At 65.7% G+C, this 22,218-nt stretch carries 20 protein-coding genes and 1 pseudogene; 7 read left to right on the top strand and 14 right to left on the bottom strand.

The window, feature by feature from the left end; translation table 11 throughout:
* Window positions 1–13: 13 nt before the first annotated feature.
* Window positions 14–1,207, top strand: a pseudogene (locus I6F38_RS20985) (adenylate/guanylate cyclase domain-containing protein).
* Window positions 1,208–1,304: 97 nt separating this feature from the next.
* Here I6F38_RS20985 and I6F38_RS20980 read toward each other — a convergent pair.
* Window positions 1,305–2,069 (bottom strand): hypothetical protein, encoded by a 765-nt coding sequence (locus tag I6F38_RS20980; RefSeq protein ID WP_225161643.1) that lies wholly within the window; start codon window positions 2,067–2,069, stop codon window positions 1,305–1,307.
* Window positions 2,070–2,159: 90 nt separating this feature from the next.
* Window positions 2,160–2,465 (bottom strand): ATP-dependent Clp protease adapter ClpS, encoded by a 306-nt coding sequence (gene clpS, locus I6F38_RS20975; protein WP_021076758.1) that lies wholly within the window; start codon window positions 2,463–2,465, stop codon window positions 2,160–2,162.
* A gap of 233 nt (window positions 2,466–2,698) precedes the next feature.
* Between clpS and I6F38_RS20970 the strand changes: the two genes are divergently transcribed.
* Window positions 2,699–3,550: a DUF1194 domain-containing protein gene (locus tag I6F38_RS20970; RefSeq protein ID WP_028339506.1), complete on the top strand. Its 852-nt coding sequence runs from the start codon at window positions 2,699–2,701 to the stop codon at window positions 3,548–3,550.
* A 104-nt stretch (window positions 3,551–3,654) separates the two neighbouring features.
* On the opposite strand, the gene I6F38_RS20965 is transcribed toward I6F38_RS20970, so the two are convergent.
* From I6F38_RS20965 to I6F38_RS20925, 9 genes are all read right to left on the bottom strand, one after another.
* Window positions 3,655–4,488, bottom strand: a complete 834-nt coding sequence (locus tag I6F38_RS20965) for a nucleotidyltransferase domain-containing protein (protein WP_225161642.1) — start codon at window positions 4,486–4,488, stop codon at window positions 3,655–3,657.
* Between the two features lie 54 nt (window positions 4,489–4,542).
* Entirely contained in the window at window positions 4,543–5,784 is a 1,242-nt protein-coding gene (locus I6F38_RS20960; RefSeq protein ID WP_225161641.1) for a methyltransferase, read from the bottom strand.
* A complete protein-coding gene (locus tag I6F38_RS20955) occupies window positions 5,777–6,538 on the bottom strand; it encodes a TlyA family RNA methyltransferase (RefSeq protein WP_225161640.1) in 762 nt (253 codons plus the stop codon). The genes I6F38_RS20960 and I6F38_RS20955 overlap by 8 nt, the downstream gene beginning before the upstream one ends.
* Window positions 6,535–7,098, bottom strand: coding sequence for a nucleoside 2-deoxyribosyltransferase (locus I6F38_RS20950; protein ID WP_057015217.1), 564 nt, complete (start codon window positions 7,096–7,098; stop codon window positions 6,535–6,537). The genes I6F38_RS20955 and I6F38_RS20950 overlap by 4 nt, the downstream gene beginning before the upstream one ends.
* 98 nt (window positions 7,099–7,196) lie before the next feature.
* Window positions 7,197–9,125, bottom strand: coding sequence for a 1-deoxy-D-xylulose-5-phosphate synthase (gene dxs, locus I6F38_RS20945; RefSeq protein ID WP_050387827.1), 1,929 nt, complete (start codon window positions 9,123–9,125; stop codon window positions 7,197–7,199).
* 545 nt (window positions 9,126–9,670) lie between these two features.
* On the bottom strand, window positions 9,671–9,922 hold the full coding sequence (locus I6F38_RS20940; protein ID WP_028334494.1) for an exodeoxyribonuclease VII small subunit: 252 nt from the start codon (window positions 9,920–9,922) through the stop codon (window positions 9,671–9,673).
* Between the two features lie 127 nt (window positions 9,923–10,049).
* Complete coding sequence (locus tag I6F38_RS20935) at window positions 10,050–10,976, bottom strand: histone deacetylase family protein (RefSeq protein WP_225161639.1); 927 nt, start codon at window positions 10,974–10,976, stop codon at window positions 10,050–10,052.
* 323 nt (window positions 10,977–11,299) lie between these two features.
* The gene (locus tag I6F38_RS20930) at window positions 11,300–12,970 is read right to left on the bottom strand and encodes a bifunctional metallophosphatase/5'-nucleotidase (protein WP_225161638.1); all 1,671 of its coding nucleotides are present in this window, start codon (window positions 12,968–12,970) and stop codon (window positions 11,300–11,302) included.
* 61 nt (window positions 12,971–13,031) lie between these two features.
* Window positions 13,032–13,793 (bottom strand): crotonase/enoyl-CoA hydratase family protein, encoded by a 762-nt coding sequence (locus I6F38_RS20925; protein ID WP_092083615.1) that lies wholly within the window; start codon window positions 13,791–13,793, stop codon window positions 13,032–13,034.
* A 397-nt stretch (window positions 13,794–14,190) separates the two neighbouring features.
* On the opposite strand from I6F38_RS20925, the gene paoA reads away from it, so the two are divergent.
* From paoA to paoC, 3 genes are read left to right on the top strand one after another with little or no spacing between them, the layout of a single operon-like run.
* Window positions 14,191–14,832 carry an aldehyde dehydrogenase iron-sulfur subunit PaoA gene (gene paoA / locus I6F38_RS20920; protein WP_225161637.1) on the top strand — a complete coding sequence of 214 codons (642 nt, stop codon included), beginning with the start codon at window positions 14,191–14,193 and terminating at the stop codon, window positions 14,830–14,832.
* Window positions 14,829–15,779, top strand: coding sequence for a xanthine dehydrogenase family protein subunit M (locus tag I6F38_RS20915; RefSeq protein WP_225161636.1), 951 nt, complete (start codon window positions 14,829–14,831; stop codon window positions 15,777–15,779). Before paoA ends, I6F38_RS20915 begins: the two co-directional genes overlap by 4 nt.
* A 31-nt stretch (window positions 15,780–15,810) precedes the next feature.
* Complete coding sequence (gene paoC / locus I6F38_RS20910) at window positions 15,811–18,018, top strand: aldehyde oxidoreductase molybdenum-binding subunit PaoC (RefSeq protein WP_225161635.1); 2,208 nt, start codon at window positions 15,811–15,813, stop codon at window positions 18,016–18,018.
* 247 nt (window positions 18,019–18,265) lie between these two features.
* Here paoC and I6F38_RS20905 read toward each other — a convergent pair whose 3' ends face one another.
* Window positions 18,266–18,994: an alpha/beta hydrolase gene (locus tag I6F38_RS20905; RefSeq protein WP_225161634.1), complete on the bottom strand. Its 729-nt coding sequence runs from the start codon at window positions 18,992–18,994 to the stop codon at window positions 18,266–18,268.
* Window positions 18,995–19,101: 107 nt separating this feature from the next.
* The gene (locus I6F38_RS20900; RefSeq protein WP_225161633.1) at window positions 19,102–19,665 is read right to left on the bottom strand and encodes a DinB family protein; all 564 of its coding nucleotides are present in this window, start codon (window positions 19,663–19,665) and stop codon (window positions 19,102–19,104) included.
* A gap of 144 nt (window positions 19,666–19,809) precedes the next feature.
* Between I6F38_RS20900 and I6F38_RS20895 the strand changes: the two genes are divergently transcribed.
* Entirely contained in the window at window positions 19,810–20,502 is a 693-nt protein-coding gene (locus tag I6F38_RS20895) for a VOC family protein (protein ID WP_225161632.1), read from the top strand.
* Window positions 20,503–20,577: 75 nt separating this feature from the next.
* Window positions 20,578–21,648 carry a lytic transglycosylase domain-containing protein gene (locus I6F38_RS20890; protein WP_225161631.1) on the top strand — a complete coding sequence of 357 codons (1,071 nt, stop codon included), beginning with the start codon at window positions 20,578–20,580 and terminating at the stop codon, window positions 21,646–21,648.
* Between the two features lie 44 nt (window positions 21,649–21,692).
* Here I6F38_RS20890 and I6F38_RS20885 read toward each other — a convergent pair whose 3' ends face one another.
* The gene (locus tag I6F38_RS20885; protein ID WP_225161630.1) at window positions 21,693–22,079 is read right to left on the bottom strand and encodes a DUF1330 domain-containing protein; all 387 of its coding nucleotides are present in this window, start codon (window positions 22,077–22,079) and stop codon (window positions 21,693–21,695) included.
* Window positions 22,080–22,218: the final 139 nt, after the last annotated feature.

Genomic DNA, 22,218 nt, shown 5'->3' with positions numbered 1-22,218 from the left:
CTGGGGGAATGCCATGAACGCGTCGGAGCTTCGGGACATCATCGAGTGGATGATCGGCGGCGCGCGGTCGGCGCCGACCCCGCCGCAGATGATGGCGGAATGTTGCGAGCGCTTGGTGCGGGCCGGCCTGCCGCTGTGGCGCATCGGCGTCTTCGTGCGCACGCTGCATCCGGAGATCTACGGCCGCCATTTCTTCTGGAAGCCCGGCGCCGAGGTCGAAACCGGCACCGTCGATCACAACATCCTGGACTCCCCGGAATTTGCCGTCAGCCCGCTGTCGACCGTTTTCATGCAGGGCGTTGAAGTCCGCGCGCGGCTCGACGATCCCGCAAGCGCCCGGTTTCCGATCGTCGTGGACCTGCAGGCCGAAGGCGTCACCGACTAAATCGCCGTGCCGCTGGTCTATACCGACGGCTTCGTCAATGCCTCGAGCTGGACCACCAGGCAGCCCGGCGGCTTCACCGACGAGCAGCTCGATGCGATCCGGTCGATCGCCGTGCCATTGGCGCGCTATATCGAGATCATCACCCTGCGCCGCACCGCCTCGCTCTTGCTCGACACCTATGTCGGCAACCGTGCCGGCGAGCGCATCATGGGCGGCCAGATCCGGCGCGGCCACGCCGATACGATGGATGCCGCGATCTGGCTGTCGGACCTGCGCGGCTTCACCGCGCTGTCGGACCGCTTGCCGGCCGAGACGGTGGTGGAGATCCTCAACCTCTACTTCGATTGCCAGGTCACCGCGATCCGCGACCATGGCGGCGAGGTGCTCAAATTCATGGGCGACGGCCTGCTCGCGGTGTTCCCGGTCGACGAATATCTCGGCGACGAGGTGCAGGTCTGCTCACGCGTGCTGGAAGCCGCGCGCGCGTCCCGCGCCGGCGTCGAGGCGCTGCAATTCGCCAATGGCGATGCCGTCGAACGCTTCCGCTTCGGCCTCGCGCTGCATCTCGGGCGCGTGCTCTACGGCAATATTGGCGGCGGAAACCGGCTCGACTTCACCTGCATCGGTCCGGCGGTCAATCTCGCCGCGCGGCTGGAGAAGATCGCCGGCCGTCTCGGCCGCACCGTGGTGGCCTCGGAGCGCTTCGCCGGTATCAGCGACGGCGGCTGGAGCGATCTCGGCGAGTTTCCGATCGCGGGATTTGCCAAGGCCGAGCGGGTCTACGGCCTGTACGACGAGGCGCCGGTCGCTGCTGCGAGCTAAAGCATGATCCGGAAAAGTGCGAAGCGGTTTTCCGAAAAGATCATGCTCAAACAAAGAGCTAAGGCGCGATGACGATTCAACCTAATCTCATCGCGCCTTAGCCGCCGCGGGCGTAAGACTGCTTCAGGCCGAACGTCAGGATCGACAGTGTGATCCACAGCCGCAGCATGGCGAAGCCGAAGATGAAGACGACGTAGATCAGGTTCTTGAGCGGCTGGCCCACCATCGAGATTTGCCAGAAGTGCCAGATCGCGGTGCGGACCAGGCCCTGCCCGTAGCCGAGCGCCACATTGATCGCGCCCAGCACGAGCACCGCGGCGCCAAGCCAGAGCCCGTGCCGTCCAAGATCCTTGACCGCGGCAAACAGCGCGACGCGGCCGCCATTGGCTTCCGCATTGACGATGATCAGCAGCACCAGCGCCGCGATCGCCGCACTCCAAAATCGCCCGAGATCGGCGCCCTGATCGAATGCCATGCCATCGAGACCCCACAGCAGGTGCGGTGCAAACGACGGAAAACCGATCGCGGCAGTGGCGAGTGTCGCGATGATTATCACGAGCACGATCCGCCACAGGATCGACAGTGACAGCCTGATCTGCTCGCCCAGCGTCAATTCGCCGAGCGATGATTGGCCTCCGGCAGCCTGGATCGAGTCCCGCGCCGTGGCGAAGAAGGCGAGCAGCACGCAGACGTCGGCCAGCACCAAGGCGGGCACGATCAGGCCGGGCTTGCCGAAGCCGACGATCCGTATCGCCGTTGCCATGACGAGCCAGGGCAGGGCGGGCAACGGGCGAAATGGCCCGAACGAGGTCTCCGGGCGGGCCTTCCGCAGGGACAGTTGTTGGCGCAGCGCGACGGACATGCCGCGTTCATGCCATGCGATCCCTAAAGCACCGGTCGCCGCGATCGCTAAAATTCGCGGCAAGGCCTGTGGCAATCTGGCGCTGGCGCGCTATTCCTCGGGCTCGGTGGTGAACAGCAGCGGATAGCCCTTGGCGCGGCCGGCGTCAGTGGCCCGCGTCGCCTTGGTCTCGGCGACGTCCCTGGTGAAGACTGCGACGACGCAGACGCCGCGCTGGTGCGCGGTCAGCATCACCTTGTAGGCCTGGTCGTCGGTCATGCGGAATTCACCCTTCAGCACGGTGACGACGAATTCGCGCGGCGTGTAGTCGTCGTTGACCAGGATCACCTTGTGCAGGCGCGGCCGCTCGACCTTGGTCTTCGTCCTGGTTTTCGGCTTGACGACGGTATCTGGCATCGCACTCCCTCGCGATTGCCCCGTAAGAATACCGTCTTCAGGCGCGCCTTGGAACCGTTCGATTTGCACGGCGTCATTGCGGCAACGGCACGGCGCGTGTGGCCGCATTCGAGGCAAGCGAAGTCTGACTCGAATGTGGACGTCTAACCTGAATGTGAAGGACAGCTGATATCTGCGCTTTTCGCCGCCTGAATTGCGTGTCACCATGACACTCATACGACGGGAGGGCCGCAATGCGCTGGTATGTCTCGATCGGAGCGGTGCTTGTCGCGGGCATGTTGGCCAGCGGCGATGTGGCCGGTGTTGCCGCGCCCGGCCCGGGAACCCAGCCCGGCCATCGCCTTGCTGAAAAGGAATCCACACCGAGCGTCGACATCGAGTTGATCATCGCGGTCGACGTTTCCTATTCGATGGACATGGACGAGCTCGCGATCCAGCGCGAGGGTTATGCGCAGGCGATCGTCTCCAAGGATTTCCTGCAGGCGCTGAAGGCCGGTCCGAACGGCAAGATCTCGATCACCTATTTCGAATGGGCCGCCTCCAACGATCAGAAGATCATCATCCCCTGGCGGGTGATCGACGGCCCTGAATCGGCCGATGCGGTCGCCGCCGAGATCATGAAGACGCCGGTGCGCCGCGCCTCGCGCACCTCGATCTCCGGCGCGATCTATTTCGCGATCCCGATGTTCGACGAGAATCCGCATCGCGGCCTGCGCCGCGTGATCGATATTTCCGGCGACGGACCCAACAACAACGGCACGCCGATCACGCCCGCGCGCGACGCGGCGCTCGACAAGGGCATCGTCATCAACGGTCTGCCGATCATGGTGAAGGAACCGTCCTACTCGACGATGGATATCGAGAATCTCGACTATTACTACGAGGACTGCGTGATCGGCGGACCGGGCTCCTTCGTGGTGACGATCAAGGATCGTGAGAAGTTCAAGGAGGCGATCCGCACCAAGCTGCTGCTTGAAGTCGCCGGCCGCACCCCGGAGCGCCCGATCATGCGGACCGCCGAGAAGGAGCCGCGGGTCAATTGCCTGATCGGCGAGAAGATCTGGCAGGACCGCTGGGGGCGGTAGCGATCATGTGGACCTCGTAGGATGGGTAGAGCGCAGCGAAACCCATCAATTCATGTCTATGGCGCGAATGATGGGTTTCGCTGCGCTCTACCCATCCTACGGTTCTAACTCGCCCTACAGATCTTCTGGAGCTCACTCTCTATCGCGCGCAGCATCTGCAACGCGGCGGCATGCTCGGTCGCGCCGATCTGCCGCCAGATCTCCGTGGCGCGGCCAGCGAGGCCGCGAACCGTCACCGGAAAATTCGCGGCCTGCGCCAGCGCGCCCTTTTCGTTGATCAGATATTGCCCGTTCAGCGCAAACAGCACCTGCGCGATACAGGCCAGCGCGCGATAGGCGCAGCCGGCGATATGCGTGCTGTCGCCGCGCGGCACGGCGAGCTCGGCATTCTCGATGCTGAACAGGACTTCCCATTGAAAGCGCCGCACCAACGCATCGCGCAGGGCCGGCGGGTAGGGCGCGGTCCTCGCCTTCAGCGCCGCGACGAGGCCGTCGGGATCGTGCAGCGGATGGCACAGCGCGACCTCGCCCATCCAGATCGCCGAGCAGAAGCCGTGCGGATGGCCCGGCTGGTAGTGCATGCTGATCTCGCCGTTCCGGCAAGCATCGATGACAGCGGAGACCTGATCGATGCTGCGGTAGAGCAGGTCGACGTTGTGGCCGCCGATCGTGAGCCAGGCGCCGCCGACGATCCACGGTCCCCATTCGCCGACCGGCGTGACATGCGCAACAGCAGGATCGTCGACCAGACCCGTTACAGCTTCGCGCAGCCGATCGATAGCCGGCGCGGCGCCATCCCGATAGTAGAGGCCGATATCGGTGTCGGAGGTGTCATGCGCCGTGCCGCGCGCCCGCGAGCCGCCGAGCACGATGGCGGCGACGCCCGGTACGGCGGCGAGAACGGGAATGATGCGTGCGAGCAGCGGATCGTCGGACATGGAGTGCAGACTATAGCGAGACTGCCCGCGCTCAGCGATAGTCGCTGCGTCCTGTCAGCGCGCGAACCGCGCCACCAGCTCGACATGCGCCGTGTGGCGGAACTGATCGACCGGTGTGACGGCTGCGATCTTGTAGCCGCCGTCGATCAGGATTTTCGCGTCGCGCGCAAACGTCGCGGCGTTGCAGGACACCGCGACGATCACCGGCACCTTGCTCGCCGCCAGCTGGGTGACCTGCGCCTGCGCGCCCTGCCGCGGCGGATCGAACACGACGGCGTCGTAGTCGCGCAACTCCTGCGGCATCAAGGGGCGGCGGAACAGGTCGCGCGCCTCGGCCTTGAGCGGCTTCAATCCCGGCGTCGATTGCGCGGCCTTCTGCAGCGCGGTGATCGCACCCGTGTCGCTGTCGAATGCCGCGATCCGCGCCTTCTCCGCGAGGCGCAGCGCGAACGGACCGACGCCGCAAAACAGGTCGGCGATATGCTTGGTGCGTCCGCAATGCTCGCGAACCAGCGCGGCCAGCGTCTCCTCGCCCTTGACGGTCGCCTGCAGGAACGAGCCGGGCGGCAGCACCACCTTCGCCTTTCCGATCGCAATCTCGGGAGAGGCACGCTGCAGCACCAGCTCGCCGTGGCGTGTCAGCCGCGCCAGCCGGTGCTTCTCCGCAACGCGCGACAAAGTGGTGATCAGGCTGGTCGGCAGCGCGCCGGAGCCGCGCACGTCGATGTCGAGTCCGTTGACGGTTGCGGTCACCTGGATGTCGAGCGGCTTGCCGATCGCGATCAGCGGCTCGGCGGTGGCCCAGGCCGCCTCGAGCGCGCCGTCGAGCGCAGGATCGAGGATCGGGCAGCGATCGACAGGGATGATGTCGTGCGAACCTGCCGCGGCGTAGCCGACCTTGAGGACCTCATGGGGGCCCATGCGCCCGTGCAGCGTGATGCGGCGACGGCCCGCGCCATGGGCATCGATCAGGGCTGTGACGTCCGCCGCAATCTTCGCCTGCGCCAGCGTCTCGACCACGATGTTGCGCTTCCAGGCGTGGTAGGGCGCGTCGTTCCAGTGCTGGATTGCGCAGCCGCCGCAGACTCCGAAATGTGGACAGAACGGCGCGATGCGCTCGGGGCTTTCCCGCGCGATCCGCAGCAGCCGCCGCCGGTCGGGATGATTGCCCGGGACGTCGTCGACCTCGACCGTTTCGCCGGCCAGCGCATAAGGCACAAAGATCGATTGCGATCCCTCGATCGCGACGCCGTCGCCGCGGTGGCCGACATGGTCGATGGTGAGAAGCTCAGCCACGGCGCGCGCCGAGGAAGAATTCGATATTGCCGTCGCCGCCCGGGATCGAGGACGGGAACACCTCAATGTCGGTACAGCCCAGCGAGGCGGCAAAGGCGGCGATATCGTCGCAGATGTCCTGGTGCACCATCGCGTTGCGGATCACGCCGCGCTTGGAGTGTTTGCGCGCCGCCTCGAATTGCGGCTTGATCAGCGCCAAAAGATGCATCGGGGCGGCCGCCAGCGACAGCGCCACCGGCAGCACCAGCTTCAGCGAGATGAAGCTGACGTCGATCACCACGATGTCGGGCCGCGCCGGCAGGCGCTTGCCCTCGAAACTCCTGATGTCGGTCGCCTCCATGGAGACGATTTTCGGATGCCCCTGCAGCGAGGGATGCAGCTGGCCGTGGCCGACATCGATGGCGAACACGAGGCTCGCGCCATTGGCGAGCAGCACTTCGGTGAAGCCGCCGGTCGAGGCGCCGACATCGAGGCAGACATGGCCCTCGACGTCGATCGGATAGTGCTCGAGCGCGCCGGCGAGCTTGACGCCGCCGCGCGAGACATAGGGATGCGCCGGCTCGGCCGAGAGGGCCGCGCCCGGTGCGACGATCTCGGACGCCTTCGCGATCTGCTTGCCGTCGGCGGTGACGAGGCCGGCGTCGATGGCGGCGCGCGCTCGCGCCCGGCTTTCGAACAGGCCGCGTTCCACCAGCAGCACGTCGATGCGTTTGCCGGCGGATGCGTCGTTGTCGTTGTCGCCCGCTCTGGTCACTTCGCCGCCTGCCGGCGCTGCGCGGCAGCGAGCCGCACGCAGGCCTCGAAGGAGGTGAGGTCGTGCCAGAGGTCGGCCGACGGCTCGCGCGGGGTCACCAGCGGGCTGCCGTGCAGGTCGAGCGCGTGCATCATCATCAGATTGTCCGGCAATCCAAACTCTTCCACCGTCAGCCCCTCCGCATCGATCAGGCGTCCGTCGGATGCCGGCACGACCTGGCTGAGCCGCGCCACGCGATTGGCGTAGGACGTGGGATCGTTGGAATAGGCGAGGCACAGTTTGCCGCGTCCCGCCATGTAGCCGAGTTCGTAAACCGTGCCTGCGTCGGCACTGGGGCCGCGAAACGGCGTCAAGTTGGCGATGATGGCGTCGGCAGACTCCATCATCGCCTCGTTGCTCTTGAAGATGGTGAGCGAGACGCCGGCGGCGGTGGGATCGATGCTGTTGTCGAGCGGATACAGCCCGGTCAGCCCGTGATAGGCGCAAACCTCCGCCTTGCGGCGGCCGATCTCCACGGCATCCGGCAGGAACACGTCAGGACCTGCCAGATAGATCTTCATGGACTTGCCGGGCTGGTGCGTTTTCGAGCGAGAACCTGGAGCTTCGGTTCTGATTCAATCAAAACCGAAAATGCTCCAGTGAGCGCCGCCCGTCACGATCAGGCGAGCTTGACGGTCTCGGCCTTGTAGTCCTTGCCGAGGGTTTCGAACACCTTGGCAACGATGCTCTTGGCGTCGAGACCGGCGCGGGCATACATCGCCGCCGGCGTGTCGTGGTCGAGGAACACGTCGGGCAGGATCATCGAGCGGAACTTGAGCATGCCGCTGTCGAGCATGGCGTTGTCCGACAGGAACTGCATGACATGCGAGCCGAAACCGCCGATCGAGCCTTCCTCGATCGTGATCAGGATCTCATGGTCGCGGGCGAGCTTCATGATCATCTCTTCGTCGAGCGGCTTCATGAAGCGCGCGTCGGCGATCGTGGCGGAAAGGCCGTGCGCGGCGAGCTCGTCGGCCGCCTTCTCGCACTCGGCGAGACGGGTGCCGAACGACAGCAGCGCGACCTTCTTGCCCTCACGGATGATGCGGCCCTTGCCGACCTCGAGGGCAACGCCGACTTCCGGCATCTCGATGCCGCGGCCTTCGCCGCGCGGATAGCGCAGCGCGCTCGGACGATCGTTGATCGCAACCTGCGTCGCCACCATGTGGACCAGTTCCGCCTCGTCGGCGGCGGCCATGATCACCATGTTCGGCAGACAGCCGAGATACGCATTGTCGAACGAACCCGCGTGCGTCGCGCCGTCGGCGCCGACCAGGCCGGCGCGGTCGATCGCGAAGCGGACCGGAAGGCTCTGGATCGCGACGTCATGGACCACCTGGTCATAGCCGCGCTGCAGGAAGGTCGAATAGATCGCGCAGAACGGCTTGTAGCCTTCGGTGGCGAGGCCGGCGGCGAAGGTCACCGCGTGCTGCTCGGCAATGCCGACGTCGAAGGTGCGGTCCGGGAACGCCTTGTTGAAGATGTCGACGCCGGTGCCCGACGGCATCGCCGCGGTGATGGCGACGATCTTGTCGTCCTTCTCGGCTTCCTTGACGAGGCTCTGGCCGAACACGTTCTGGTAGGCCGGCGCATTCGGCTTGGCCTTGGCCTGGGTGCCGGTCGCGACGTCGAACTTGACCACGGCGTGGTACTTGTCGGCGGAGGCTTCGGCCGGGCCGTAGCCCTTGCCCTTCTGGGTCACGACGTGAACCAGGATCGGCCCGGTCTCCATGTCGCGGACGTTCTTCAGCACCGGCAGCAGATGGTCGAGATTGTGACCGTCGATCGGGCCGACATAGTAGAAGCCGAGTTCCTCGAACAGCGTGCCGCCGTCCATCATGAAGCCGCGGGAATATTCCTCGACGCGGTTGGCGCGGTTGGCGAGGATCTTCGGCAGGCGCTTGTTGATCTGCTTGGCGGCCTCGCGCAGCGAGCGGTAGGTCTTGCCGGAGTAGAGGCGCGACAGATAGGCGCTCATCGCGCCGACCGGCGGCGCGATCGACATGTCGTTGTCGTTAAGGATCACGATCAGGCGCGAGTTCATCGCGCCGGCGTTGTTCATCGCCTCATAGGCCATGCCCGCCGACATCGCGCCGTCACCGATCACGGCGATAACGTTGTTCTTGCCGCCGGAGAGATCGCGCGCCACGGCCATGCCGAGGCCGGCCGAAATCGAGGTCGAGGAGTGCGCGGCGCCGAACGGATCGTAGTCGCTCTCGGTGCGCTTGGTGAAGCCGGAGAGGCCGCCGCCGGTGCGTAGCGTGCGGATGCGGTCGCGGCGTCCGGTCAGGATCTTGTGCGGGTAGGCCTGGTGGCCGACGTCCCAGATCAGGCGGTCGCGCGGGGTGTCGAAGATGTAGTGGATGGCGGTGGTCAGTTCGACCACGCCGAGGCCGGCGCCGAAATGGCCGCCGGTCACCGACACCGCGTCGATGGTTTCCTGGCGCAGCTCGTCGGCAACCTGCTGCACCTGCTCGACCTTCAGCTTGCGCAGGTCATCCGGCGTGTGAATAGTGTCAAGAAGCGGCGTCTTACTAAATGTGGTCACAGCGAATTTCCAATTTTTGCCTGTCGGAACGAACCGCCCGACGCGAGATGGGATGGCGCGCACACCGCGCAGCGAATGCCAGACACTGGGTGCCGCCCCGGCAGGCCGGTGCCTGGTTGTAAGCCTAGATTCACTCCGGATTGGACCACGTGATATGCATCACCTTGGTCGCTCTTCACCCGTCCCGGTTCAGTTTTGTCGAACCATTTGAGATGCATGCCGCCCGAAAAGTCGGGCTGCCCGCCACTCTCAAATGCCCATAGAACTGGAAGCATTACACCAAAGCCGCAGCCAAAGCCAACCCGATAGGGGGCGCAGGGTTCCTATGCGGCGCGCTGGAAAAACCTAGTCTTTTCAATGCTTGGGTGTGGGCTGGGTTCCAGTTCGCCTAATTTGGCGGCAGCCGGCCGGGCCGGCTCGGCCTGATTCGCAGCCGTACCCGACCCCGCGGGTAGCCCCGGAGGTTTACGGGTGGCTGGAAATGCGCGGCAACAATTGCCCGCCATGGCGGCCATCGCGCCGCACGATCGAGGTCGTCGGTAGCGCTACTGCACGTCGAGCGGCTCGGTGCCGGTCGGCTGGCCCGAGGCGTCGGTGGTGATCTTGTCGACGCGGGCTTCGGCCTGACGCAGCAGTTCCTCGCAGCGCCGTTTCAGTGCCTCGCCGCGCTCATAGATCGCGACCGATTCCTCAAGCGGGACCTTGCCGTCCTCGAGCCGCTTGACGATCGATTCGAGTTCCTCGATCGCGCGTTCAAAGGAGAGCTTCTTCACGTCGGCTTGGGTGTTCTCGGCCATTCTTGCGTTCCCGATTGCGTGGATCAGATCGCAACCTGATCTTGTCGTCCAAACATGACCTGTCGCAGGCCATGCTCGCCCCGGCGCAGAATCAATCGAATTTTTGCGGGCGTATTGTGGCGGGGATTTACCCGTCCATCAATGCGGTGACGTGAGATGCCACCGACTCTTTCAGGCCCTGCAGGTCGTAGCCGCCTTCCAGGACGGAGACGACGCGGCCGCCGGCGCTCTTGTCGGCGAGATCCATCAGCTTGCGCGTGACCCAGCCGAAATCCTCGCCCGTCAGGTTGATCGAGGCCAAGGGATCGCGGTGATGCGCGTCGAAGCCCGCCGAAATGACGATAAGTTCGGGGGAGAACTTCTCCAGCTGCGGCAGGATCAGGTTCTCGAAAGCGGAGCGGAACTTGGCGCCGCCGTCGCCGGGCGCCAGCGGCGCGTTGACGACAGTGTCGTGCTCGCCACGCTCGCCGGCGGCCCCAGTGCCTGGGAACAGCGGCATCTGGTGCGTCGAGCAATACATCACGGTCGGGTCGGCCCAGAAGATATCCTGCGTGCCGTTGCCGTGATGGACGTCGAAATCGATGATTGCGGCGCGCTTGATGCCGTATTTGCGCTGCGCGTGGCGGGCGGCGATCGCGGCATTGTCGAAGAAGCAGAAGCCCATCGGCGTCGATTTCTCGGCGTGGTGCCCGGGCGGGCGCACCGCGACGAACGCGTTTTGATGCTTGCCCTCCATCACCGCATCGGTGGCGGCCACCGCGCCGCCGACGCCGCGCATCACCGCTTCCCAGGTGCCCGGCGACATCGAGGTGTCGCCGTCGATATAGATCATGCCCGAGGTCGGCGCGATGTGGCGGAGTTCGCCGACATAGTGCTCGCCGTGACAGAGCAGCACGGTGTCGAGGTCGCCTTCCGGCGCGGAATCGCGCACCAGCGCCTTGAAGCGATCCTCGCCGAGCACCTCGGCGACCGCCCGCAGCCGGTCGGGGCGTTCGGGATGTCCGGGAGGCGTCAGGTGGTCGAGACAGGCGGAATGCGTCAGAAGCAGTGTCATGCAAATTCCCGGCGCAATCGATGCGCGTGCGAGGGCGCATGATCCGGAAAAGTGCGCAGCGGTTTTCCGACCAAGATCATGCAAGAGCAGGCCCTAATCTAGGCCGTCAGCGGCGTTCCGGAAAGGGCCGCGTTTGATCTCGCTGTTCCGGTGCTCGTTCTTCGACACCTTGCCAAGGTCTCTGAGAGTCCGCCCGCCTGATCCCCGAACTCGTCATGCCCGGCCTTGTGCCGGGCATCCACGTCCTTGGTCCGAAGGCGCTAACGCTAGAGAGAAGTGGATGGCCGGGACAAGCCCGGCCATGACGAAGACGAGTTTGCCGGTCAGTTGATCCGCTCGATCCGCTTGCCTGCCGTTGGGCCTACCGGGCTGTTGGCCTTGAAGTAGGCATAGAGCGCATCGACGTCGTAGATGCCGAACTGCTGCGCGGTTCCTTGCTTGAACACCGTGAAGCCGTCGCCGCCCTCGGCGAGATAATTGTTCACGGTGACGCGGTAGCTCGCGGCCGGGTCGATCGGCTTGCCGTCCAGCGACATCCGTGCGGCGATGATGCGCGCGCCATCGGGCTTGCTCGCATCCCACGCATAGGAGAACCCCTTCGAGACCTGGAGGGCGCGCGGCCGCTTCGGATCGGCCCATTGCTGCTCCAGCGCGTCCTTGAGCTGCTTGCCGGTCAGCGTCATCGTCACGAGCTGGTTGCGGAACGGCTGGCTTGCAAAGATATCGGCATAGGTCACCGCGCCATCCTCGCGCTTGACGATGTCGGTGCGCACGCCGCCGGGATTGGTGAAGGCGATCACCGCGCCGCCATTCGGTTCAGCGCTGGTTGCAAGCAGCTGTGCATCGGCGACGATGTCGCCGAGCGGGCTCTCGCCAGTTTCGGCAGGTGTACGCGACAGCGTTTCGGTGACCGAGCCTGCCGCGCGGCTCGCGATCGGCGCGGCCAGCCGGTCGTAGGATTCCAGCAGCGCGCTCTGCTCGGGATCCTTGGCCGTGCCGGCGATCCGCACGATGGTGTTGGCGGCCCTGGCGCTGATCACGTCATGGCTGTTCGGATCAAGCTGAAGGTCGATCGCGGTGACCAGGGTGCCGTATTTGTCGCCGGAGGTGACGAGCCGTCCGTCGATCTCGCAGACATAGGCCTGGTGGGTGTGGCCGGAGACCACGACGTCGACCGCGCGATCGAACTTCTTGACGATGTCGACAATCGGCCCGGAGATCCCTGGACATTCATTATAGTCGCCGGTCGGAAAGCCGCCTTCGTGGATCAGCACCACGATCGCCTCGACGCCCTTCGCCTTCAGCTCGGGGACCAGCGCATTGACGGTCTCGGCCTCGTCGCGGAAATCGAGGCTTGCGACGCCGGCCGGCGACACCAGGTTCGGGGTGTTCTTCAGCGTCAGCCCGATGAAGGCCACTGCAATGCCGTCGAATTGCTTGATCTCGTAGGGCGGAAATACCGGCTTGCCGGTCGCCTTGTCGATCGTGGAGGCGGCGAGATAGCGGAATTTGGCTCCTGTGAACGGGTGCGGCCCCTGGCATTTGTCGATCTGATGGCAGCCGCCATTCTGCATCCGCAGCAGCTCGTCCTTGCCCTCGTCGAATTCGTGATTGCCGACCGAGGAGATCGCAAGCCCCATCAGCGAGAGCGACTCGATGGTCGGCTCGTCGTGAAACATCGCCGACAGGAACGGGCTTGCGCCGATCAGGTCGCCGGCCGCAACGAAGATGTTGTTCTTGTGGCCCTCGCGCAGCTGCTTGACGACGGTGGCCATCCGCTCGGCGCCGCCGGCGGGCTCCATGATCTTCCTGGTCGCGTCAGCGGGGTCGGTGATGCGGATGCCGCCCGGCGGCGGCCGCAGATAGCCGTGGAAATCGTTGATCGCGAGAATGCGCAGGCTCACCGGCTCCGCGGCGTACGCCGGGCAGGGGCTTGCTGCGGCCAGTCCGAACGCGCAGAGCGCGGCGAGAGGGGAAAGGCGGGGCTGTCTCATGACCTGTCCATGGAGCACGGGATCATGGCGCCGCGCCACTACAATTTTGCGACGCTTCGTTTCAATCCTTCGGGCGAGCCATGAATGCCTTGAACGCCTCGACTGCTTCCTCGGAGCGCATCCGTTCGCTGAATAGATGGTTCTCCTGCTCGATGCGGCGGGTGACGTCCTCCGGCGGCAGCCGGATCAGGCGCCGCGAGATCGCCACCGCCTCGGCCGGCAGCGCGCAGATCTCGCGCGCCACCTTGTGCGCCTCCACCTCGGCATGCCCCGGCGCCACCACGGTATTGACGAAGCCGGCGACGCGGGCGTCGTCGGCCGACATGGTGCGGCCCATCACCAGCATCGCGAAGGCACGCTGGTGGCCCATCATGCGCGGCATCAACAGGCTCGAGGCGCCTTCCGGCACCAGGCCGAAATTGGAGAACGGCGTCGAGAACAGCGCGGTCTTGCTGGCGAGCACATAGTCGCAGTGAAACAGCATGGTGGTGCCGATGCCCATCGCGACGCCGTCGACGGCGGCGATGATCGGCTTCACATTGTGGGCCAGCGAATACAGGAACTTGACGAGGTCGGAGGCCGGCGGCGTCTCACTGGTCGAGGTGCCCTGCGCGAGCAGGTCCTCGATGTCGTTGCCCGCAGTGAACACGCCGGAGCCGCCGGTGATGATCAGGCAGCGGATCTTCGGATTGTTCTGCGCCTTGTCGATCGCGTCGCTGATCGCGCGAAACATCTCCTGGGTGATCGCGTTCTTCTTTTCGGGCCTGCGCAGCCGGATCACGCGCGTGGCGGCTTCGTCGGTCACTATGACATGCGCGGTCATCGAGCGGTCCCAGGGTCGGCCGGCATCGTCGCCGGTGGAGGTCGTGCCGCCATCCTACATGATCCGGTGCAAGCCCCAAGAGCTCCAGCGTGTTCCGGGCCGCTTTTCCCCGTAGGCGAGCATGAGAGCGGCGCAATGCAGATAACCGGAATCTTGCGATTCCGGGCAGGGGACGTTGGTCGTAGGCCGGACGCGCACGGCGATGCTGCCTTCCGCCCGCGCCACGATGACGCCGATGCTGCCCGCCCGCCGCGCCCGTGGCGCTCGCGACGAGTTTAACTTCCCCGCGAGAAACATTCCGCTGTTCGCGGCATTCCCCCTTTACTGACAGGCCGAACAGACCTCGACACGTCGTTGTCGTGGTTCCGCGTTCGGCTGACTTGAGGAGAGCGGCGGCATGCAGATCTCCGGACGTTTGGAACTATCGCGGCGCCGTCTGTTGATTGTTGGGGCCGCCTCGCTTGCGGCGTCGTCGATCGCGACGCCGCCGCCTGCGGCCGCCCAATCTGCCCCGACCGGAGCGCCCGTGATGACGAGAGTATCCTTTGACGTGAACGGCGAAACCCACCAGCTCGAGCTCGACACCAGGACCACGCTGCTCGATGCCCTGCGCGAGCACCTGCATCTGACCGGCACCAAGAAGGGCTGCGACCACGGCCAATGCGGCGCCTGCACGGTGATCGTCGACGGCCGGCGGATCAATTCCTGCCTGACGCTCGCCGTGATGCATCAGGGCGACGAGATCACGACGATCGAGGGGCTCGGCACGCCGGACGGGTTGCATCCGCTGCAGGCGGCATTCGTCGAGCATGATGGCTATCAATGCGGCTATTGCACGCCGGGCCAGATCTGCTCGGCGGTCGCAGTGCTTGCCGAGGTCAAGGCCGGCATCCCGAGCCATGTCACGGCGGATCTGAATGCGCCGCTGCGACTGACCAATGCCGAGCTCCGCGAGCGCATGAGCGGCAACATCTGCCGCTGCGGCGCCTATTCCAACATCGCCGAGGCGATCAGCGAGGTCGCCGGGAGGAGCGCATGAGATCATTCAGCTATGAGCGCGCCGCCTCGCCGGGCGCGGCGGCCGCAGCCGCCGCCGGCACCGCGAACGCCAAGTTCATCGCCGGCGGCACCAATCTGCTCGACCTGATGAAGCTCGAGATCGAGACGCCGGCGCATCTGATCGACGTCAACGACCTGGCGCTCGACCGCATCGAGGAGACCGCGGACGGCGGCTTGCGGATCGGCGCGCTGGTGCGCAACACCGATCTCGCCGCCGATATACGCGTGCGGCGGGGCTACGGCGTGCTGTCGCGCGCGCTGCTCGCCGGCGCCTCCGGCCAGCTGCGCAACAAGGCGACGACCGCGGGCAATCTGCTGCAGCGGACGCGCTGTCCCTATTTTTACGACACCAATCTGCCCTGCAACAAGCGCAAGCCCGGCAGCGGCTGCGCCGCGATCGGCGGCTTCAGCCGCCAGCATGCGGTGGTCGGTGTGAGCGACGCCTGCATCGCGACCCATCCGAGCGACATGGCGGTGGCGATGCGCGCGCTCGACGCCGTCGTCGAGACGGTGCGGCCCGACGGCACCACGCGCAGCATCCCGATCGCCGAGCTGCATCGTCTGCCCGGCGACAGCCCCGAGATCGAAACCAGCCTGGTGCCGGGCGAGCTGATCACCGCGGTGGTGCTGCCGAAACCGGTCGGCGGCGCGCAGGCCTATCGCAAGGTGCGCGACCGCGCCTCTTATGCCTTTGCGCTGGTCTCGGTTGCCGCGATCGTGCAGCGCGACGGCACCGGCCGCGTCGCGCTCGGCGGCGTGGCGCACAAGCCGTGGCGCGTCGAGGCGGCGGAGGCGGAATTGCCTGCTGGCGCCAAGGCCGTCACCGCGCGCCTGTTCGCCGATGCGAAGCCGACCAAGGACAATGCGTACAAGCTGCCGCTCGCCGAGCGAACGCTGGCGGCGGTGCTGCGCGAGGCCAGGGCTTGAGATCCAGGGCTTAAGAAGAGGGCCTGACATCATGCGTTTTGAACATCCCGCCGCCTTCAATCCGATCGACCAGCTCAAGGTGATCGGCCACCCGACCAGCCGGATCGAGGGGCCGCTGAAGACCACCGGCACCGCGCCTTACGCCTATGAGCGGCACGACGTCGCGGCCAACCAGGCTTATGGCTACGTGGTCGGTTCGGCGATCGGCAAGGGGCGGATCGGTTCGATCGATCTCGAGGCGGCGAAGGCTGCACCGGGCGTGCTCGCCATCGTCACATCGGACAATGCCGGCAAGCTCGGCAAGGGCGAGCGCAATGCGGCGCCGCTGCTCGGCGGGCCCGAGATCGCGCATTATCACCAGGCCGTCGCCGTCGTCGTCGCCGGGACCTTCGAGCAGGCGCGGGCCGCGGCGCAGCTGGTCCGCATCGACTACGTGAAAGGCGACGGCAAGTTCGATCTCGCCGCGGAGCGGGACAAGGGCGTCACGCCGCACCCGTCATTCGGCGGCCCGGCCGATACCGCCGTCGGCAATTTCGCCGCCGCCTTCGCTGGTGCGCCCGTACAGCTCGACGCCACCTACACCACGCCCGATCAGGGCCACGCGATGATGGAGCCGCATGCTTCGATCGCGGCCTGGGACGGCGACAAGCTCACGGTCTGGACCTCCAACCAGATGATCGCCTGGGGCGCCGAGGACATGGCGAAGACGCTCGGCATCCCCAGGGAGAATGTCCGTCTGGTGTCGCCCTATATCGGCGGCGGCTTCGGCGGCAAGCTGTTCCTGCGCGCCGAGGTGCTGCTCGCCGCGCTCGGCGCCCGCGCGGCCGGCCGGCCGGTCAAGGTCGCGCTGCAACGTCCGCTGATGTTCAACAACACGACGCACCGTCCGGCGACGATCCAGCGCATCCGCATCGGCGCCGAGCGCGACGGCAAGATCACCGCGATCGGCCACGAAAGCTGGTCCGGCAACGTCAAGGACGGCGAGCCGGAGATGGCGGTGAGCCAGACGCGGCTGCTGTATGCCGGCGCCAGCCGGATGACGGCGACGCGGCTTGCGGCGCTCGATCTGCCGGAGGGCAATGCGATGCGCGCGCCCGGAGAAGCCTCGGGCATGATGGCGCTCGAGATCGCGATCGACGAGCTCGCCGACAAGCTCGGGATCGACCCGGTCGTGCTGCGCATCAGCAACGACACCCAGGTCGACCCCGAGCATCCGGAGCGGCACTTCTCGCAGCGGCAACTGGTGCAGTGCCTGAGCGATGGCGCGGCGCGGTTCGGCTGGGACAAGCGCAATCCGAAACCCGGCGCGGTCCGCGACGGGCGCTGGCTGGTCGGAATGGGCGTCGCCGCGGCGTTCCGCAACAATCTCGTGACCAAATCGGCGGCGCGCGTCCGTCTCGACCAGCAGGGCATCGTGACCGTTGAGACCGACATGACCGACATCGGCACCGGCTCCTACACCATCATCGCGCAGACCGCGGCCGAGATGATGGGCGTGCCGCTCGAGAAGGTCGCGGTGCAGCTTGGCGATTCCGACTTCCCGGTGTCCTGCGGCTCGGGCGGGCAGTGGGGCGGCAACAATTCCACCGCCGGTGTCTACGCCGCCTGCACCAAGCTGCGCGAGGCCATTGCGCAGAAGCTCGGCTTCAATTCCGAGGAGGCGGTGTTTGCCGACGGCGTGGTCCGCTCCGGCAATCGCAGCGTGCCGCTGGCGCAGGCCGCCGGCGGCGGCGACCTCGTGGCGGAGGATGCCATCGAATACGGCGATCTCGCGAAAACCTACCAGCAGTCGACCTTCGGCGCGCATTTCGTCGAGGTCGGCGTGGACGCCGACACGGCTGAAATCCGGGTGCGGCGGATGCTTGCGGTCTGCGCGGCGGGCCGCATCCTCAATCCGAAGGCGGCGCGCAGCCAAGTGATCGGCGCGATGACCATGGGTGTCGGCGCGGCGCTGATGGAGGATCTCGTCGTCGACAGGCGTCATGGCCTGTTCATTAATCACGACCTTGCTGCCTACGAGGTGCCGGTCCATGCCGACATCCCGCATCAGGAGATGATCTTCCTCGACGAGACCGATCCGATCTCATCGCCGATGAAGGCCAAGGGCGTCGCCGAACTCGGCATCTGCGGCGTCGCCGCCGCGGTCGCCAATGCGGTCCACAACGCGACCGGCGTTCGCGTGCGCGACTATCCGATCACGCTCGACAAGCTGCTCTCAGGGATGCCGGAGCCGGCGTAGCGCGGGACGCTTCACCTCGCCCCGCGTGCGGGGAGAGGCATAGGCCGCCGTTGGCGGCCGTTCCCAAGAACGCTGAAGCAGAGCTTCAGCTATGACGCATCGCTAGATGCGTTCCGGGTGAGGGGGAGTCTCCGCGAACACAGCTATCACCGTTTACACGGAGACAGCCCCTCACCCCAACCCTCTCCCCGTGAAGAACGGGAGAGGGAGCACAGCGAAGTCGGGGGCGCTGTTCTGCCTAAGCGCTCTAATCGCGACCGACGAACGAGCCGATACCCCGGCCGATCGTGGCGCCGTGCTGAAATAGCGCGCCGAGGTGATCGCCGGGCACCGACATCGCAGCGAGGCCGTTTTCCGCGGCGAAGCGCTGCATCGGCGCATGCGGTCCGTCGTCCTGTCCGTTCCACAGCAGCACCGGCACGCGCGAGGACAGCACCGCGTCCTTTGCGCCATCGACCTGGCCGAGCGCATTGAAGCAGGCACGCACTCCGCCTTCGATATCCGGCGTCACCCATTCGGCGAGCTCCGGCACGGTGCGGCGGGCAAAGGTGATGAAGGCGCCGTAGGTCAGCGGGCCGGCATTACCGCGCGGCAGTCCGGTGAGAAAGTCCCAGCCGCCGATCGCCAGCGACGCCAGCCGTGCCGGGAAAAACCGGGCGACACCGACCGCGACCCAGCCGCCCATCGAGTGTCCCACCACATGGGCGCGCTCGTCGCCGAGATCGTCGATCACGGCGACGATGTCGCCGGCGCGCTGTGCTTGGTTATAAAGCGCCGGATCGGCGGGCTTGTCGCTCAGGCCGTGGCCGAGCGAATCGACGCAGACGACACGAAAGCGATCGGCAAGCGCGTCGACCACACCGCATTGCTTCCAGCTCGCGGCGTCGAGCAAGAGACCGTGCTGCAGCACGATCAGCGGCCCGGATCCCTCGACGGTGTAATGGATACGCTGGCCCCGGTGATTGGCGAATGGCATTGATAGAGTTCCCCACGTTTTACCAGAGGTGAGCGTGGAGGCGTCGGGTTTCAAGACCTCGTTCCGGATCAGGAACCGCATCGCCGATGGCGGGCGGAACCTCGCCTTCAGCCGCCCCACACGGTGGCTTCGCTCCAGCCGAGATCCCTGAACTCGGCTGCCCGGAGCGGGGCTTCGCCGGCGGCGAAGAATTCGTCGAGCTGCGGCGGCTTCACTGCAGTTTCCGAGAGCATCGCATGGGCCTGGCCGCGATGATGAATCTGGTGCTGAAACAGATGCATCAAGAGGCGGTCGCGCCGCTCGGTCTGCACGCTCGTGTCGCGATTGATCTTCACCACATCATCGAGCCGCTCAGCCGTCAGCGCATCGCAGTGCACGATCAGCCGCTGATCGATCGCGCGCTGGGCGTCTTTCAGCGCGGCGACTGACGGGTAGGGTACCTCGTTGGCCCACGCCTTCGGCCCCAGCCAGCCGCCCTCGAGCGCATCAGTGTAGAAGAGATCGATGACATGAATGTGGTTGAGCGTCGCCTGAAGGCTCGGGAAGAACCCGGTCCGCGCGGCGGCGAACTCCGCCTGGCTGAGACCCGCGCAGGCCGTGAGCAGGCGGTGATTGGCCCAGGCATTATTGTACGCAAAAGCGCGAAAGGTCTGAACGAGGCCTGCTTGCATATCGGTCCTCACTGGATTGACTGTTTCAGGCAGGTGCACCGGCCAGCCGGCCGACCTGCGACAGTGATCGTGGTGCTTGCGTTGGTGACTTGATCCTCGCATAGCTAATCCATCGTGGTGCACTTCATCCGAAGGCGGCAGCAGATGCAACTGGCAAAGAACGTGATCGACGTCGGCCTTTCCTTCAACGATCTCGAACCGATGCTGCGGTTCTGGCAGCAGGAGGCCGGACTTCGCTTCGATCATGTGCAGCCGATCCGCCGCGGGCAGAAGCAGTACCGGCACGACGCGCAAGGTTCGGTCATCAAGCTCAACCATCATGTCGAGCCGCTGCCGGATGTGGCGCCGAGCGGCTATCGCGAACTGATCATTGCGCGCGCGGGCGTCGACGCACCGCAACGCATGGCCGACCCCGACGGCAACAGCGTTTGCCTGGTTACGCCGGGACATGACGGCATCACCCAGATCGCTGTCATGTTGGCGGTGCGCGACCTTGCCGCGCATCGCAGGTTCTACGGCGACATCCTCGGCTTCACCGAGCAGTCCTGGTCTGATGGTCCGGCGTTTCGCCTCGGCGACAGTCTGATCCTGCTCAGGGAAGATCGCGCCGCAACCGTCGATCCGGTTCGGGGCGCGCGCGGCTGGCGCTACATCACGCTGCAGGTCGCCGACATCGACGCCGTGCATGACGAGCTGCGCGCCAAGGGCGTGCGGGAAGGCCTTGCGCCGGTGACGCTCGGCGAGGTCGCACGGATCTCCATGATCCTCGATCCCGATGGCAACTGGATCGAACTGTCCCGCCGCGCATCGATCGTTGGAAGCCTGTCCAACCGCTAGGCAGCAAATTTTCTGCCCGCCCGGGCGGCGCCGATGATATGATTCCGCAAGTGCATCCAATTTGATGATCGCTTTATGCAGTCGATTTTCGGGCCGCGGCGGGTTCATCGATCGATTCCACGAGCGGTTATCGGCTCGGCTTGCTTGCTGCTGTTTGTCCCCGTCGCAAGCGCCCAACCTCCCGGCAATCCAGCGGTAACGCCCTCCGCGCAGCGCGCAGAGCCGGCGCAGGCAGAAACATCGCAAACGGAAACGTCTCGTCCGGATAGCAACGCCGGAGTGCGCAACGCTGAGGCCGATCGGTCGGCGTCCGATCAGCAATCGTCATCCGTTCCGTCGCCGGCGCCGACACCTTTTCGTCCAAAGCCCGATGGGCCGCAGCAGTACTGCAAGGCGTTGGAGGAGGCTGCGTTAGAGAACGGCTTGCCGCCGGATTTCTTCGTCCGGCTGATCTGGCAGGAAAGCAATTTCGATCCCAACTCGGTCAGTTCGGCCGGCGCTCAGGGGATCGCCCAGTTCATGCCCGGTACTGCGCGGTGGCGCGGTCTGGCCGACCCGTTCGAGCCATTGCCTGCCTTGCAGGAATCCGCACGTTGGCTCCGCGAGCTGCGCGCGCAGTTCGGCAATCTCGGCCTTGCGGCGGCTGCCTATAATGGTGGTCCACGGCGGGTCCAGGATTGGTTGGCGGGACGTGGAAACCTGCCGGGCGAAACGCGCGCCTATGTCCGGATCATCACCGGCAAGTCTGCCGAGGAATGGGCGCAGGGTTCGCTCGAGGATCGGGTCCACACCGACGCGGCCATGGCCTGCAGTGACATCGTGCGCGGCATGCTCGTTCGGGCGCTTCCAGCGGGGCCAAGAGAGTCCGCGACAATCGCGCAGCAAGCTGCGTGGGGGCCCTGGGGACTTCAATTGGCCGGCGGCCCGTCGCAATCGCGCGTACTCGCCGACTACCAGCAACTTCAGAAACGATTTGCATCCGTGCTCGGCGATCGCGCACCGCTCGTTCTGAGATCGCGCATGGCCGGGCCAGGCTCGGCCACCTGGTATCTGCTCCGGGTCGCCGAGACGACCCGTGAGCGAGCTAATCAGCTGTGCGCCCGGTTGGAGGCAGTCGGCGGGCGCTGCCTGGTGTTTCGGAATTAGGTGGCGCACGTTGCAGGTCGCAGCGACCGACGGCGTGATGAGGGCTAATTGGCGACGGAGCCCTCGACCGCAAATGTGTGGTACCTCGCGTATTTCTCGCCGACCGCCCGAACCTGCACGTAGGCCGGATCGTGTCGCCAGGCCCAAAGCGCCTCCATGCTCGGATACATGTAGATGACGACGCGCTTGGGTGGATCTCCATCGACGGCAACGACCTGTGAACCGGTTGCCGCCGCGCCGGCAGCCGCGATCAGCTTGCCGCCATGCGCCTTGATGATCTCCTTCGCCTTCGGGAGATATTCCCTGGCATAACCATCGGGGTCGGTGACCTCGATTTGGCCGATCAGATAGGCGGGCGGCCTGGCTTCGCCATGCAGCGCTTCGGTGCCAAGAGCGCCGATAGCGGTGCAACTCAACATGACCAGAGCCATCTTGCCTCCAAAATTCATGGGAGCTCCTCCGATGCCGTGCCGGTGCCGCAAGCCGCAGCCTGGCAGGACTCTCCACGAGGCTTGGAAATACGTCCAATACATATATTTTCTCGAACCTTATGCTCGAATGGTATAAGCG

Origin of the sequence: Bradyrhizobium sp. BRP56 (assembly GCF_020194035.1) — a bacterium.
Taxonomy (GTDB): Bacteria; Pseudomonadota; Alphaproteobacteria; order Rhizobiales; family Xanthobacteraceae; genus Bradyrhizobium; species Bradyrhizobium australafricanum.
Note: the sequence above shows the minus strand (reverse complement) of the source record. Positions and strands in the feature narration are given on the sequence as shown.